At 71.7% G+C, this 14732-nt stretch carries 16 protein-coding genes; 11 read left to right on the top strand and 5 right to left on the bottom strand.

Annotation, left to right across the window (positions count from 1 at the left end):
* The first annotated feature begins 2 nt into the window (after positions 1 to 2).
* Complete coding sequence (locus tag F1615_RS30205) at positions 3 to 968, top strand: YgfZ/GcvT domain-containing protein (protein WP_149552241.1); 966 nt, start codon at positions 3 to 5, stop codon at positions 966 to 968.
* Between the two features lie 10 nt (positions 969 to 978).
* Here the strand turns inward: F1615_RS30205 and dtd are convergent, their stop codons facing one another.
* On the bottom strand, positions 979 to 1404 hold the full coding sequence (gene dtd / locus F1615_RS30200; RefSeq protein WP_149552240.1) for a D-aminoacyl-tRNA deacylase: 426 nt from the start codon (positions 1402 to 1404) through the stop codon (positions 979 to 981).
* Positions 1405 to 1581: 177 nt separating this feature from the next.
* Between dtd and F1615_RS30195 the strand changes: the two genes are divergently transcribed.
* Positions 1582 to 2214: an aerial mycelium formation protein gene (locus F1615_RS30195; RefSeq protein ID WP_149552239.1), complete on the top strand. Its 633-nt coding sequence runs from the start codon at positions 1582 to 1584 to the stop codon at positions 2212 to 2214.
* 69 nt (positions 2215 to 2283) lie between these two features.
* Complete coding sequence (locus F1615_RS30190; protein WP_149552238.1) at positions 2284 to 3540, top strand: GNAT family N-acetyltransferase; 1257 nt, start codon at positions 2284 to 2286, stop codon at positions 3538 to 3540.
* A 169-nt stretch (positions 3541 to 3709) separates the two neighbouring features.
* Here the strand turns inward: F1615_RS30190 and F1615_RS30185 are convergent, their stop codons facing one another.
* On the bottom strand, positions 3710 to 3895 hold the full coding sequence (locus F1615_RS30185; RefSeq protein WP_149552237.1) for a hypothetical protein: 186 nt from the start codon (positions 3893 to 3895) through the stop codon (positions 3710 to 3712).
* Between the two features lie 174 nt (positions 3896 to 4069).
* On the opposite strand from F1615_RS30185, the gene F1615_RS30180 reads away from it, so the two are divergent.
* Positions 4070 to 4984, top strand: coding sequence for a FadR/GntR family transcriptional regulator (locus F1615_RS30180; protein ID WP_149552236.1), 915 nt, complete (start codon positions 4070 to 4072; stop codon positions 4982 to 4984).
* A gap of 34 nt (positions 4985 to 5018) precedes the next feature.
* On the opposite strand, the gene F1615_RS30175 is transcribed toward F1615_RS30180, so the two are convergent.
* Positions 5019 to 5207: a hypothetical protein gene (locus tag F1615_RS30175; RefSeq protein ID WP_149552235.1), complete on the bottom strand. Its 189-nt coding sequence runs from the start codon at positions 5205 to 5207 to the stop codon at positions 5019 to 5021.
* Between the two features lie 130 nt (positions 5208 to 5337).
* On the opposite strand from F1615_RS30175, the gene F1615_RS30170 reads away from it, so the two are divergent.
* Both F1615_RS30170 and F1615_RS30165 read left to right on the top strand, forming a co-directional pair.
* Positions 5338 to 6219: a GntR family transcriptional regulator gene (locus F1615_RS30170; RefSeq protein ID WP_149552234.1), complete on the top strand. Its 882-nt coding sequence runs from the start codon at positions 5338 to 5340 to the stop codon at positions 6217 to 6219.
* 29 nt (positions 6220 to 6248) lie between these two features.
* Positions 6249 to 6974: an HAD family hydrolase gene (locus tag F1615_RS30165; RefSeq protein ID WP_244328908.1), complete on the top strand. Its 726-nt coding sequence runs from the start codon at positions 6249 to 6251 to the stop codon at positions 6972 to 6974.
* Here F1615_RS30165 and F1615_RS30160 read toward each other — a convergent pair.
* On the bottom strand, positions 6965 to 7147 hold the full coding sequence (locus tag F1615_RS30160; protein ID WP_149552232.1) for a hypothetical protein: 183 nt from the start codon (positions 7145 to 7147) through the stop codon (positions 6965 to 6967). The genes F1615_RS30165 and F1615_RS30160 overlap by 10 nt on opposite strands.
* Before the next feature lie 181 nt (positions 7148 to 7328).
* On the opposite strand from F1615_RS30160, the gene F1615_RS30155 reads away from it, so the two are divergent.
* From F1615_RS30155 to F1615_RS30140, 4 genes are all read left to right on the top strand, one after another.
* The gene (locus F1615_RS30155) at positions 7329 to 8201 is read left to right on the top strand and encodes a winged helix-turn-helix domain-containing protein (protein ID WP_149552231.1); all 873 of its coding nucleotides are present in this window, start codon (positions 7329 to 7331) and stop codon (positions 8199 to 8201) included.
* 215 nt (positions 8202 to 8416) lie between these two features.
* Positions 8417 to 10603: an aminoglycoside phosphotransferase family protein gene (locus F1615_RS30150; protein WP_149552230.1), complete on the top strand. Its 2187-nt coding sequence runs from the start codon at positions 8417 to 8419 to the stop codon at positions 10601 to 10603.
* 42 nt (positions 10604 to 10645) lie between these two features.
* Complete coding sequence (locus F1615_RS30145; protein WP_149552229.1) at positions 10646 to 11254, top strand: TetR family transcriptional regulator; 609 nt, start codon at positions 10646 to 10648, stop codon at positions 11252 to 11254.
* A gap of 44 nt (positions 11255 to 11298) precedes the next feature.
* Complete coding sequence (locus tag F1615_RS30140) at positions 11299 to 13338, top strand: HelD family protein (RefSeq protein ID WP_149552228.1); 2040 nt, start codon at positions 11299 to 11301, stop codon at positions 13336 to 13338.
* 23 nt (positions 13339 to 13361) lie between these two features.
* Here F1615_RS30140 and F1615_RS30135 read toward each other — a convergent pair whose 3' ends face one another.
* Entirely contained in the window at positions 13362 to 14252 is an 891-nt protein-coding gene (locus F1615_RS30135) for an NAD(P)-dependent oxidoreductase (protein WP_149552227.1), read from the bottom strand.
* Between the two features lie 50 nt (positions 14253 to 14302).
* Here F1615_RS30135 and F1615_RS30130 point away from each other — a divergent pair, with 50 nt between their 5' ends.
* Positions 14303 to 14653: a winged helix-turn-helix transcriptional regulator gene (locus tag F1615_RS30130; protein ID WP_149552226.1), complete on the top strand. Its 351-nt coding sequence runs from the start codon at positions 14303 to 14305 to the stop codon at positions 14651 to 14653.
* Positions 14654 to 14732 lie beyond the last annotated feature (79 nt).

Below are 14732 nucleotides of genomic sequence, written 5' to 3'. Positions count from 1 at the left end.
ATATGAAGAGCCCCCTGCTGACCCTGCCCGGCGCCGTCCCCGCCGAGGGCGTGGACGAAGGCGTGGCCGCCCACTACGGCGACCTGTTCCGCGAGCAGCGCGCCCTCGCCGACGGCACCGGTTTCGTCGACCTGTCCCACCGCGGGGTCGTCACCGTCACCGGACCGGAACGGCTCGGCTGGCTGCACCTGCTGCTCACCCAGCACGTCAGCGACCTGCCGCCGCACCAGGCCACCGAGGCCCTGATCCTCTCCGCGAACGGCCACATCGAGCACGCGCTCTACCTGGTCGACGACGGGGAGACGGTGTGGGCGCACGTCGAGCCCGGCACCCAGGACGCGCTGATCGCGTACCTGGAGTCGATGAAGTTCTTCTACCGGGTGGAGGTCGCCGACCGCACCGCCGACATCGCGGTGGTGCATCTGCCGGCCGGGTCCATCGCCGAGGTGCCCGAGGGCGTCGTGGTGCGCGAGACGCCGTACGGGCGGGACCTGTTCCTGCCCCGCGAGGATCTGGAGCCGTACGCGGAGAAGGCGGGGCCGCCCGCCGGGATCCTCGCGCTCGAGGCGCTGCGGGTCGAGCAGCGGCGGCCGCGGCTCGGCTTCGAGACCGACCACCGCACCATCCCGCACGAGCTGGGCTGGATCGGCGGCGCGGTGCACCTGCAGAAGGGCTGCTACCGGGGGCAGGAGACGGTCGCCCGGGTGCAGAACCTGGGGAAGCCGCCGCGGCGGCTGGTCTTCCTGCACCTGGACGGCAGCGAGGTGCACCTGCCCGTCGCGGGGACCGGGATCCGGCTGGCCGACGACGGACCGGACGGACGGAAGGTCGGGTTCATCACGACGTCCGTACGCCACCACGAGCTGGGTCCGGTCGCGCTGGCGCTGGTGAAGCGCAACGTCCCGGTGGACGCGCGGCTGCTCGCCGGGGAGACCGCGGCGGCGCAGGAGACCGTCGTCGAGCCCTGAGCCGCGGGGCTCAGATCTCCAGCAGGACGGTGAACGGGCCGTCGTTGGTCAGCGACACCCTCATCCTCGCGCCGAAGCGGCCCGTCGCCACCGTCGCCCCCAGGGCGCGCAGCTGGGCGACCACCTCGTCGACCAGCGGTTCGGCGAGGTCGCCCGGGGCGGCGGCGTTCCAGGTGGGCCGGCGGCCCTTGCGGGCGTCGCCGTACAGGGTGAACTGGCTGATCACCAGGAGCGGGGCGCCGGTGTCGCTGCACGACTTCTCGTCCTGGAGCATCCGGACCGACCAGAGCTTGCGGGCGAGCTGTGCCGCCTTCTCCTTGGTGTCCTCGTGGGTGACGCCGACGAGGACGCACAGTCCCTCGCCCTCGATCGCGCCCACCGTCTCGCCGTCCACGACGACGCTCGCCCCGTCGACCCTCTGCACCACTGCACGCATACGACCATCATGCCGGTCGGCGAACAGACGGCCGACGGCGGCCCGCGCGGGACCCCGGTCGGGCTATTTTTACTCCTTAGCGCCCATCTGGGGCGGATCGGGACCACTCGCTCACATAGTGGCCGCTTGGGGTGGCACGATGCTGGCACATGCCGGTCGAGGGGACGGTTGAGGCACATGAGCACACCGGGAATCGGACAGCCGGCGACGGCTGTTCCGTTGGCCCACGCGGGAACCGTGGAACGGGAGTTCCACCGGCCGCCCGCACAGCGCACCGACAGCCCGGTGCTGCCCGAGGAGAAGCGAGCGGCCGACTTGACCGTGCTCAGTCTGTCCGAGCTGCGCGCGGTGCGCCGTGACGCGCAGCGGGACGAGGCCGATCTCAGCTATGTGCGGCGGCTGCTCCAGGGGCGCATCGACATCCTGCGGGCCGAGCTGGCGCGGCGGGTCCCGCAGGGCGGGGCCCCGGTCGTCGCGCCGGGGGACGCGTCGGTGGTGGAGCGGCTGCCGGAGATCCTGCGGGACGGTCCGGCCCGGCACCGTTCCTCCGCCCGCCATGTGACGCTGGGCACCCCGCAGAGCGAGGAGTACCGGCGGCTGGCGGCGGAGACGCTCGGCGAGGTGGAGCTGTCGGACCTGGGCGCCCGCACGGACGGGGAGCTGAGCACCGCGATGGGGCGGCTGGTGCGGTACGAGCAGCAGGTGTCCCGGCGGCGGCAGCGGTTGCAGCGCACGGCCGACGAGTGCAGCGCGGAGATCGCGCGCCGGTACCGGGAGGGGGAGGCCCAGGTCGACGACCTGCTCGCGTGAGCGGGACGGCCGCCGGCGGCGGGGAAAACCGCGTCGACACCCGCCGGGCGGCCCACCTACCGTGAGCCCATGACCTCCCGCGCCCCCATCGACGTACGCCCCATCACCGAGCCCGAGTTCGCCGACTGGAACCGGGTCATGAACATCGGGTTCCTGCGGGAGCCCACCTCGGCCGCGGACATCCTCGAAGCGCGCCGGGCGCAGTTCAGGTCCGGCCGGTCGGTCGGGGCGTTCGACGGCGGGCGCTGCGTCGCCACGTTCCGTTCCTTCGCGCAGGAGCTCACCGTGGTCGGCGGGGCGGCCGTGCCGGCCGACGCCGTCACCAACGTCACCGTCGCCCCCACCCACCGCCGGCGGGGCCTGCTCACCCGCATGATGGAGCGGGACCTCGCCGCCGCGAAGGAGCGCGGGGACGTCGTCGCGACGCTGATCGCGGCCGAGTACCCGATCTACGGGCGGTACGGCTTCGGCCCGGCCACCTCGACGACCGAGTGGACGGTCGACGTGCCGCGGACCGGTCTCGACCCGCGCCGGTCCGGCCCGGAGGACGGCGGCAGGATCGACCTCGTGGACGCCGAGGACGTCTGCAAGCTCGGTCCCGAGCTGCACGAGCGGCTGCGCCGGGCACAGCCGGGTGCCGTCAGCCGCGACGAGCTGTGGTGGAGGATCACCACCGGGGCCGTGCGTTTCCACCCGACGTTCCACGAGCCGTACTACGCGGTGTACCGCTCGGCCGGCGGCGAGGTCGAGGGCATGGTCGCCTACACGGCCGACGACACCTGGGGCGACGCCAAGCAGCCGTTGAACACGGCCCAGGTGAAGTGGCTGACGGGGGTGACCCCGGCCGCCGAGCGCGCGCTGTGGCACTACCTGTGTTCGGTGGACTGGGTGGTGAAGGTGAAGAGCGGCTGGCGGGCCCCCGACGATCTGCTCCCGCACATGCTGCCGGACCCGCGCGCCGCCGCCGTGACGACGCAGGCGGACTGGCTGTGGGTGCGGATCCTGGACGTCGAACGGGCCCTTCGGGCGCGGACGTACGGGGCGGCGGGGTCGCTGGTCCTCGAGGTGACCGACAGCGGCGGGCTGAGCGGCGGGCGCTACCGGCTCGAGGCGTCGGCGGACGGGGCCGGGGCCTGCGCGCGGACCACCGAGAGCGCGGATCTGACGCTGGACGTCGCCGAGTTGGCCGTGCTGTGGCTGGGGGACGAGTCGGCGGTGCGGCTGGCGGCGCTGGACCGGGTGCGGGAAGAACGAGCGGGCGCCGCCCGTCAGGCCGACGCCCTGCTGCGTACGTCCAGGCGACCGTGGTGCCCGGACATCTTCTGAGCGCCGTCCCGGTACGCGCCCCTGCTGCCGCCTCCTTCCGCCGACGACGGGTGAGCACTCATCCGTAGCGAGCTGTTCAGTTGTGGTTGTTGTGCGGGTGGTGCCTGCCGACGGGGCTCCCGGCTCCCCTCCGGAAGGGAGCCCGGCCGGCGGTCCGTGCGGTGTGCTGTCAGCCGGACTGGGCGAGCAGCATCACGAGGATGACCGCGCCGATGCCGCTGATCATGGTGTTCCGTGCCTTGATGCCCACGGTGAGGGCGACGAAGGCGATGATTCCCATCGGCCCGTACTTCCACTGGACGAGCTGCTCGAATCCGATGGCCAGGGCGGCGAGGGCGATGGCGATGAGCGGCATGACGGTCCCCCTTTGTCCGTGGCCTCCCAACCGTCATCCTGGTGGGCCAACCCCTGAGTGGGTCGACCAGGTTGCTCGAGTTGGTGACCAACTTGTTGTTGGTTATCTCCACTTGGAAGAGGCTTATAACCACCCTCGGCTGAACTGCCCAAAGATGGCGAGAAGTTGTAGTGTTTGGTTGTGGACCCGGAACACGTCTCCGCCAGTGGGCGGAAGAAGCCACAGCGGCCACAGAGGACACATCGCGAGGTGGCCGACGAGCTGCGCGCACGGATCCGGTCCGGTGCGCTGCGGCCGGGTCAGCGCATGCCCACCCAGGCCCAGCTCGCCGCCGAGTTCGGCGTGGAGCGCCCCGCGGTACGCCAGGCGCTGCGCATCCTGCAGTCCGAGCAGCTGCTCACCAACGTCTCCAAGGGCGCCCCGGCGACCGTCGCACGCCGCACCGGCGGGGTGCCGACCGGTCCCGCGGCTCCGCCGCTGCCCACCACGGTCGCCCTCGCGCCCAGGATCGCCGCGGCCTTCGAGGCCGAGCACGTCGAGATCGACGCCGTCTGCCTGACCTCCATCTCCCTCACCCTGGCCATCGGGGAGCCGCTGCGGCAGATCCACGCGGGGCGACTGAAACCGGCCAAGGTCGACGTCCGCGTGCTGCTGCCCAGCCGGGACATCGACCTCGCCTTCCCGGTTCCGGTCGGGGGGCGGGAGGGCGGCGAGGACCCGGTGCACGAGCGGTGGCTGTCGATGCGCAACGCCCAGGGCCAGGTGCTCCGCCACAATCTCCTCGCGCTGCGCGCCACGCACGGCATCGACGTGCACGTGTCGTTCCGCGCGCTGCCCTTCACCCCGCCGGTGAAGCTGTATCTGCTCAACGGCGTGGAGGCGTTGTTCGCCTACTACACGGTGGCCCGCAGCGAGGCCCAGATCGACCACGGGAGCCTGGAGACGTACGACGCGCAGGGCATACGGTCCATGCTGTTCGCCTTCGACCAGGGTGCGGGCCTGCGGGACACCACGTTCGTGGAACAGTCGGCGCTGTGGTTCAACGCGCTGTGGGAGACCATCAGTTCGGAACTGGTGCTCACGAGCTGACGTCTCCCACGGGAACGGCTGACCGAGCTGCCGCTCACAGGGCGGGTTTCCCCACCAGCAGGACGAGCAGCACCGCTCCGGCGGAGCTGACGCCCGGCCTGTTGGCCCGGATGCCCACCGTGAGCAGCAGGAGGCCGACGATGCCGGCCGCACCGTACTTCCACTGGACGAGCTGTTCGACGGTGACGACGAGGACGGCGGAGATCAGAGCGATGAAGTGCATGGTGTCCCCCTTGACGGTTGAGCCAACTTGGCAAAGTTGGCGACCAACTCTGATTAAGTTGTCCCCAATTGGCAGCTGGTCTCAAACAACTTTCAAACAACTCCCGTAAGGTGGATCGAAGTTGTAGCGTTTGGTCGTGGCCCAGGAGAACGTGGCAGTGAACGGCAGTGGCAAGCACTCGCCCCAGGAGATCGCCGACATCCTGCGGGAACGCATCCGGGGCGGCGAGCTCAAGGCGGGCGACCGGTTGCCGACCCAGGCCGAGTTGGCCGAGGAGTTCGGCGTGGAGCGCGGAACCGTCCGCCAGGCCCTGCGCGCCCTCCAGGAGGACGGCCTGCTCAGCAACGTCAGCAAGGGCAGCCCGCCGCGGATCGCCGGACCGGCCCCCGTGCGGGAGGAGCCCCAGCCGACGATGGTGGGCCTCGCACCCCGCCTGACGGACGCGTTCGAGTCGGCCCGGGTGCGGATCGACGCGGTGTGCCTGACCTCGGAGAGCTTCATGGTGGCGCTCGGTGAGCCGCTGCGGCACATCCATGAGGGCCGTACCCGCCCCGAATCCGTCGACGTCCGCATCCTGCTGCCCTCCCGGAACATCAACCTGGCCTTCCCGGTCCCCGTCGAGGAGGGCAGCGGCGGCGGCAACCCGGTGCACGAGCGCTGGCTGTCGATGCGCAACGCACAGGCCCGCGTGCTCCAGCACAACCTCCTCGCCCTGCGCGCCACCCACGGCATCGACGTGCACGTCTCGTTCCGCGCGCTGCCCTTCACCCCGCCGGTGAAGCTGTACCTGCTCAACGGGGAGGAGGCACTGCTCGGCTACTACCTCCTCACCCGGCGCGAGGAGGAGTGGGAGAGCCGCACCCTGGAGATGTACGACGCCCTGGGCTCCACGTCCCTGCTCTTCTCCTTCGTCAGGCAGGCCGGCCAGCGGGACCAGGCGTTCGTGGACGAATCCCAGAAGTGGTTCGACGCCCTCTGGGAAACCATCACCACGGACCTGACACTCTCCTAGTGACTTCTGAGACGACACAGACTGATGCGGTGACGGCCGAGACCGAGACGGAACGGAACGAACTGCGGGCCCTGTCCAGAGGTGTCCGTGTCGTGCTGTGGGACTTCGACGGCCCCATCTGCAGGCTGTTCGCCGGGCACTCGGCGGAGCGGGTGGCGAACGACCTGGCGGCCTGGCTCGAGGGACGCGGCCTGCACGGCCTGCTCACGGAGTCCGAACGCGAGTCACTGGACCCGCATGTCGTCCTGCGCGCCGTCGACCGCCGGCACCCCGGCAGCGACCTGGTCGCGGAGCTCGAGGAGCGCCTCACCCAGGAGGAGCTGCGGGCCACCGCCTCCGCGATGCCCACCCCGTACGCCGATCCCCTGATCCGCACCTGGACCGCGGTGGGCGCCCGCCTGGCCATCACCACCAACAACTCTCCGCGCGTCGTGCGCGAATACCTCGCCTCCCGCCGGCTGGTCCCCTGCTTCGCCCCCCACATATACGGCCGGACCCAGGAGCTGAACCACCTGAAACCGCACCCCCATTGCCTCAACCGCGCCCTGAACGCGATGGGCGCCGCACCCACGTCTGCACTGATGATCGGCGACACCCCGTCCGACCTCTTCGCCGCGCGGGCCGCCGGCGTACCGTTCCTCGGCTACGCCCGCAGCGACCGCAAGAGCAAGCTCCTGCGTGACGCGGGCGCCACGACGGTCGTGGACTCCCTGGAGCCCGTACTCCGCCTGGTCCGTGACCTGCGTCAGGCCTGAAGCATCAGCACGGTGAGCATCATCGCCGCGCCGACGGCGAGGCCGTCCCGGCGCGCCCGTGCCCACACGCCGATGAGGAAGAGGAGCACGAGGCCGACTGGGCCCAGCCGTGTCTCCGCGAGCACGCTCAGGGACAGCTCGCCGAGGCCCATGAGCACGTGGGACAGGGGCATGGTCCGACCAACTCCTTCCGCCTTCGGATAAGTGCTCAACTTGTCGTCCAATTGGACTGGTTGTGCTGATTGTGGTCTGCCCGGCCCGGTTGATCCCTTAACCAACTTGGTACATAAGGGAATTGGCGGGGTGCGGCGACTGGTTGGTTTGTCGGTGGACTGAAAGCGGTATGTCCCGGTTGTGGGCGGACAGCGGACCGGCAAAGGCGGCGGTGGCAGGGAGTTCCAGCGGGTCGCGGACGAGCTGCGCGGGCGGATAGGGGACCCGTACCCACTGGGGGCGTTCCTGCCTGCGCAGCGTGCCCTGGCCGAGGAGCTGAGAGTCTCCCGTGACACGGTGCAACGGGCGCTGCGCGAGCTGGAGAACGAAGGCTGGATCCAGTCGCGGCGGGGCAGTGGCTCGCGGGTGATCAAAACCCAGCGCATACAGTCCTCGGCCGCCAAGGCGACGCGGTTGCGCGGGCAGGTGACGCTGGCCCCTTTCATCAGTGAGGCCTTCGAGCAGCCCGATGTCATCCTGGACGTCTACACGCTGACGTCCGAGTCGCTCGACGCGCACATCCGGCTCCAGTCGGAGCGCATTCGCGGCGGCTTCATCTCACCGCAGCGCATCACCTTGCGCATGCTGCTGCCGGACTCGACACTGCCGCTGCCCTATCCCCGGGTCAAGGACGACCGGAACGACACCCGCCTCAGGGAACGGTTGCGCACCATCACCGAGTCGCACACCGCGTCGCTGCTGGGTGCGCTCAGAGACCTGCAGACGGAAGGTCTCGTGCCCTCGGTCGACGTGCGGATCCGGCACACCCCGCTCACTCCCACCTTCAAGCTCTACCTTCTCAACGCCGTCGAGGTCCTGCACGGCATGTACGAGATCATCGAGCGGCCGCTGGAGCTGGAGCGCGGCGAGGTGGTGACCGCGCTGGACGTCCTGGGCCTCGGTGCCACCCTCACCCATCACGTGATGACCGGCGATCCGACCGCTCCGGGGTCGGTCTTCGTCGACAGCATGCAGCAGTGGTTCGACTCGGTCTGGCACCTGCTTTCGGATTGAACGGCATGCTGTAGCCTGCGCGCACCGATTGAGCGACCGCTCGCCCCCGCCCGTACCAGGAAGCACATCAGCCGACTCGGACGGGCTTCCGCAGCCTCGGGCAGACGGGTGACACAGCGCCCGACGCGACCCGGCATGCGGTACTTCGCGTGCGGGACAGCGCGCCGCATGCCTACCGTCAGTTGTGACTCCTCTCGTACCTCCTGGAGCGGCCAGTGGGCGCACCCCCTGTTCCCCGACCCGCCCTCGGGGGACCCGTCGCGCCCGACGGCCGGCTCCGGGATTTCGTGGAACTCGCCACCCGGTGCGGGCAGGCGAGCAGCGGTCACCACAACCAGAACTACGTACTGCCGCTGACCGACGCGACGGCACGGCTGCTGGGCCGTGAGGCGGGGTCCTCCGTGACGGTGCGGATCCGCCGGGCCGAGGCACTGCCGGTCGTGATCAGGACCTGGGCCAACGAGGACGAGATCCTGGGCGCGGTCAGGGGGATCCTGCCGCATGTACCGCAGTGCCTGGCCAAAGGGGCCGGCTTCGCGATCCACAGCTATGTGGAAGGAGTGCCGCTCTCCAGCGTCTGCGGGAACGACAAGCCCGTGGACACGCTGCTCATCAAGGCGCTGGCCGGACTGCTTGCCCAGATGGCCCAGGTGCGGCGCAGCGCGCTGCCGCCTTTGCCGGCGGGCTGGCCTCGTAACGACACCGACAGCCAGGGTTTTCTGCGCAAGCTCGCGCACCTGGCGGACCAGCAGATCCGCCAGCCCAATTGGGCTGCTTTCGGTGGACTGTTCGCGGCACTGGGCATGCCGGAGGACGCTCTGGTCAGGTTGGCCGAGCGGGTCCCCGTCATGGCGCGGCGCCCTTACAGCCTGCTGCACGCCGACCTCCACCGCGACAACCTCATCGTCGCCTACGGAGCTCCCCCGCTCATCTGTGTCGACTGGGAGCTGGCGACCTACGGTGACCCGCTGCATGACCTGGCGACCCACCTGGTGCGCATGCGTTACCCCGCCCACCAGTGGTCCGAGGTGATCGACGCGTGGGAGGAGGCCATGCGGGGCATCCGCCCCGCCGCCGTCAACGGACTCGCGAAGGACCTCGGCCACTACCTGGCCTTCGAGCGTGCGCAGTCCGTCTTCCCGGACGTGATGAGGGCCGCGCGGTCCCTGGAGGAATCGTTCTCTCAGAAGAACCTGGACGAGGCGACGGCGGAGGTGGGCCGGGCGCTGGAGGCGGCCGCCCTGCCCCTGCGGCTCAGGAACGTGCCAGGTCCGCAGGAGATCGAACGGGCGCTGTTCCGCTGGCTGGCGTCCCGCCGTGACCGGGGCCGCGGTGGCCGCGGCCTCATCGCCCAGGCCTTCGGCTGGCAGCCGGACCGGCGGCTGTCGCTGCCGGACGACTTCCCCGAGACCGCTGTTCTGGGCGCACTGGAGGTGGAGGGGGCGGCCCCCGCGGGCCGGGTGTTCAAGGGGACTGCCCATCTCAACACCGTGGTGCGGGTTCCGGCCGTCGACTGTCCCGTCGTGGTGCGACGGAGACTGCCCGAGGTCTTCAGACGGGAACCACGCCTCCTGAGTGAGCACGCCGTGCTGCGCGCCATCGAGGAGGCACCCGTCGCCGTGGCGGCGCCGAGAGCCCTGGCACTGGGCGAGACCTACCTGAACGACAGCTTCGCCATCCACACGTACGTGGGTCCGCACGACATCAACCGGCCCCCGGATCATCCCGTGAACGGCCTGCTGCCGCACGAAGCGGACGGACTCGTGGACCAGCTCTGCGCCCTGACCCGGGTGGACTACAGGCAACTCGATCCGCTGGCGGGCGAGCGGGGCTTCCACCGGTGGCTCAAGAGCGAGCTCGTCCGTCTGGTCAGGGAGCTGCCCAGGAAGACGCGGCAACTGGCCCGGCAGCTGGGCCTGCCGGACGCCGAGCGTCTGGATCAGATCCTGTCCCGCCAGGAAGTGAGCCATCGGGAGCCGTCCCTGCTGCACGGTGACCTCAACCCGTGGAACCTGGTGCGCCGGGACGGCTCCGACGCGCTCACCATCATCGACTGGGAGATGGCCCTGATCGGCGACCCCCTGTACGACCTGGTCCGGCACATGCACCTCACTCCGACCCGGCCGGAGATCCGGGACCGGATGTTCCGCCGCTGGGAGGCCGGGCTGCCGGCCGAGTACACCCGTGACTGGCGCGCGGACTGGCAGGTGTACCGCCGGCTGGAGATCGTCCGCTCCGCCTACATCGACCTCGACCGCATCGTCACCGGCGCGAGCCTGGACGCGCCCAATGTCCGCCGCGCCGTGGACTCCTACGCGGTGACCCTGGCTGTCGCCACGGGGGCGCTCGGTCTTCCGGTCCGCTCCACGGCGAACCCGTATCTTGTCCGGGCCCTGGTGTAGGAAGGCCGCGGGCCTGCGGGATCCGGTGCGTAGGCTCACCGCATGAGTGAGATCGGGCTGCGTGAGCGCAAGAGGCTGCGGATGTACCGGACCGTGTCGGACACCGCGATCCGGCTCTTCCTGGAGCGGGGCTTCGACGCGGTGTCCGTGGCCGAGGTGGCCGCCGCGGCGGAGATCTCCAAGCCGACGCTGTTCCGGTACTTCCCGGCGAAGGAGGACCTCGTCCTGTACCGGATCGCCGATCACGAGGGCGAGGCCGCGCGGGTCGCCGGGCGGGGGCCGGCGCCCGTCGAGGCGCTGCGGCGGCACTTCCTGGAGGGGCTTCAGCGGTGCGACCCGGTCACCGGGCTAAGCGACGATCCCGAGGTGCTCGCCTTCCACACGCTGCTGTACGGCACCCCGTCGCTGGTCGCGCGGCTGTACGGCCACCTGGAGCGGGCCGAGGAGGCGCTGGCCGGGGCCCTCGGGGGCGGGCTCGGCGCGCGGCTGGCGGCCGGGCAGATCATCGCCGTACGGCGGATCCTCGCGCAGGAGAACTGGCGGCGGATCGCGGCGGGGGAGCGGATCGAGGAGGTGCGCGGCGACGCGGTGGCGGCGGCGGAGCGGGCGTTCGGGGTGCTGGCGGAGAGCCTGCCACAGCTCTGTGACTGAGTAAAAAATGTGACTCAATCACTTTATTCGCTACGCTCGGTGGAATGACGTCACCCGAACCCGCCCTCCGGCACGCCCTCGACCAGGAACGCGCCCACCACGACCGCTGCCGCTCCGCCCTCGCCCTCATGGCCGAAGGCGCCGACGAGCAGGTCGTCACCGGAGAGGACGTCTCCGCGTCCGGCGCCGACGCCGAAGTCCTCGGGTACCGGCTGCGCAGCCGGGCCGTGGAGCTGCGCGAGCTGCCCCCGGGGCCGCTGTTCTTCGGGCGGCTCGACTTCGGCCCGCACGACCCCCGCCACCGCGGGCAGAGCTACCACGTCGGGCGGCTGCGGATCACCGAGCAGCCGGCCGCCCCGCCCCTCGTCGTCGACTGGCGGGCGCCCGTCTCCCGCGCCTTCTACCAGGCCTCCGCCCGGGATCCGCAGGGCGTCGCCGTACGCCGGCGGTTCGGCTGGGCCCCCGGCAGCCGGGGTGATGCCGCCGACCTGACCGGCCTGGAGGACGAGCACCTGGAGCAGGGGGAGGAGCGGTCCGGCGGCATCGTCGCCCGGGAGATCGAGCGGCCCCGCGTCGGCCCCATGCGGGACATCGCGGCCACCCTCCAGCCCGAGCAGGACGACCTCGTCCGCGCGGACCTGGACCTCTCCGTGTGCGTGCAGGGCGCGCCCGGCACCGGCAAGACCGCCGTCGGCCTCCACCGGGCGGCGTACCTGCTCTACACCCACCCGCAGCGCGTCCGGCGCGGCGGGCTGCTCGTCCTCGGACCCAACCGCACCTTCCTCTCCTACATCGCCGAGGTCCTGCCCGCCCTCGGCGAGACCGGCGTACGGCAGTCGACCCTCCTCGAGGAGATCGCCCGGCACCCCGTGACCGGGACCGACGACGAGCGCGCGGCCGTCGTCAAGCACGACGTCCGGATGGCCGAGGTGCTGCGCAGGGCCCTGTACGCGCGGGTGCGCACCGACCGGACCGACTCCCTCGCCGTCCCCGACGGCTCGTACCGGTGGCGGGTCGGGGCGGAGGAACTGGCACGGATCGTGGCGGACGTGCGGGCCGGTGAACCGCCCTACGGAGTGGGACGGGAGCGGGTGCGGGCCCGGATCGTGCGCGCCGTGCGGGAGCGGGCCGAGCGGCGCGGCGGGCCGCGGGGCACCGCCTGGGTGCGCCGGATCGAGCGGGCACGGCCGGTGTCGGCGTACGTCGACGCCGTCTGGCCGGAGGTGCGGGCGGAGGAGGTGGTGGCGGAACTGCTCGGTGACCCCGGGCGGCTGGCCGCTGCCTCCGGGGGACTGCTGGACGCCGGGGAGCGGAAGGCCGTGCTGCGGGCGGGGCCGCCGCGGTCGTGGAGGTCGGTGCGCTGGTCGGCCGCCGATCTGGTGCTGCTGGACGAGGTGGCCGGGCTGATCGGGCATCCCGCGGGATACGGGCACGTCGTGGTCGACGAGGCGCAGGACCTGTCCCCGATGGAGTGCCGGGCCGTCGCCCGCCGGGCCGCCTTCGGCTCACTCACCGTGCTGGGCGATCTGGCGCAGGGGACCACGCCGTGGGCGGCCCGTTCGTGGCCGGCGGTGCTGCGGCACCTGGGGAAGCCGGATGCGGCCGTGGTGTCGCTGACCACCGGGTTCCGGGTGCCGCGGGCGGTGGTCACGCTCGCCAACCGGCTGCTGGAACGGCTGGACGTCGACGTTCCGCCGTCCCGTTCGCTGCGCGGGGACGGCGAGGTGCGCGTCCGGGAGGTCCCCGACGAGGGCGCGGTGCCCGGCGCGGTCGTCGCCGCCGTACGGGACGCGCTGGAGCGGGACGGCTCGGTCGGGGTCGTCGCGGCGGACGCCGACGTGCCCCGGCTGCGGCGGGCGCTGGCCGGGGCGGGAGTGGCGGCGGCCGGACCGGAGGACCTCGGCGCGCGGGTCGCCGTGGTGCCGGCGAGCGTCGTCAAGGGACTGGAGTACGACCATGTGGTGGCCGTCGAACCGGCGGCGATCGCTCAGGCGGAGGAGCGCGGCCTGCACCGGCTGTACGTGGTGCTGACGCGGGCGGTGTCCCGGCTGGAGGTGGTGCGGGCGCGCCCGCTCCCCTTCTGACTCCTCGGCGGCGGCCTGACTCCTCAGCGGCGCCCGATCACCTCCGCCACCCGGGTGTACCCGTCCGTGCCGTGCCCCAGGGCGACGACCCGCCGGGCCTGGCCCTCGATCACGCGCATGAGACTGGCGTCGATGCCGTGGGCCTCGGAGGCGTGGACGACGTGGGCCATGGTCGACACGGCCGAGGTGACCGGGTTCAGCTCGCCCGAGTAGGTGCCGGCGTCGCTGTCCGCCGCGAACTCGGTGAACAGCGGCGGCAGGATGGCGGCGATGCCCTGCGCGAAGGGGGCGAGGTCCGCGCCGGTGACGCCCTCCGCGCGGGCCAGGGTGAGGGCGTGCACGTAGCCGGCCATCGCCGTCCAGAAGATGTCCAGGAGCGCGATGTCGTACACGGCGGCCCGGCCGGCGTCCTCGCCGAGGTGGGTGTGGGTGCCGCCGAGCGCCGCCAGCACCGGCCGGTGCTCCTCGTACAGGTCCGCCGGGCCGCTGTGCAGGAACACCGCGTCGTCCGTGCCGATGGCCGGCGTCGGGGTCATGATCGCGCCGTCCAGGTAGCGGATGCCGTGCCGGCCGGCCCACTCGGCCGTGTCCCGGGCGCGTTCGGGGGTGTCGGCGCTCAGGTTCACGACCGTACGGCCCTTGAGCGCGGTGGTGACCTCGGGCCGGCGCAGTACGGCGTCCGAGGCGTCGTAGTTCACCACGCAGACGACGGTCAGCGGGGCGGCGGCGACCGCCTCCTCGGGTGAGGCCGCCGGGACGGCGCCCCGCGCGAGAAGGTCGCCGTCCCGGCCCGGGGTGCGGTTCCAGACGGTGGTGTGCAGACCCGCGTCCAGGAAGGCGGCGGCCAGCGCGCGCCCCATCGGGCCGAGACCGATGACGGTCACGGATGCGGAGGGGGCGGTGTTCTCGGGCATGCGGACAACTCCATTAAGGTATAGGGCAATTGCTGAGGAAAGGGGCGCAGATGGTGCACCGACGCCACGATCCGGACGTCTGCGGGGTGACCGCCGCGATCGCCGTGATCGAGGGCAAGTGGAAGACCACGTTGCTGTGGATGCTGGAGTCCGGTCCGCACCGGCCGGCCGAACTGCGCCGACGGGTGCCCGGGCTCAGCGAGAAGGTGCTGACCGGCGCGCTGCGCGAGATGGAGGCGGACGGCCTGGTGCACCGGGAGGTGCACGACGTGCTGCCGCCGAAGACGGTCTACTCGCTGACCGCTTTCGGCCGTGAGCTCGCCGAGGCGCTCGCGCCGCTGTCCGACTGGGGACACCGCCGTCTGGAGAGGCTGACCGAGGCCGTTCCCCCGGTCTCCTGACGCATACCCGCACCACCTCCGTTCCCCGTGCGTCCCGGCCGGCTCACCTCAAGGTTCGCCCGCGCGGCGCGGGCTGCCA

The sequence above is a fragment of the Streptomyces marokkonensis genome, from assembly GCF_008312835.1.
In the GTDB taxonomy this organism is placed as follows: Bacteria; Actinomycetota; Actinomycetes; order Streptomycetales; family Streptomycetaceae; genus Streptomyces; species Streptomyces marokkonensis_A.
Note: the sequence above shows the minus strand (reverse complement) of the source record. Positions and strands in the feature narration are given on the sequence as shown.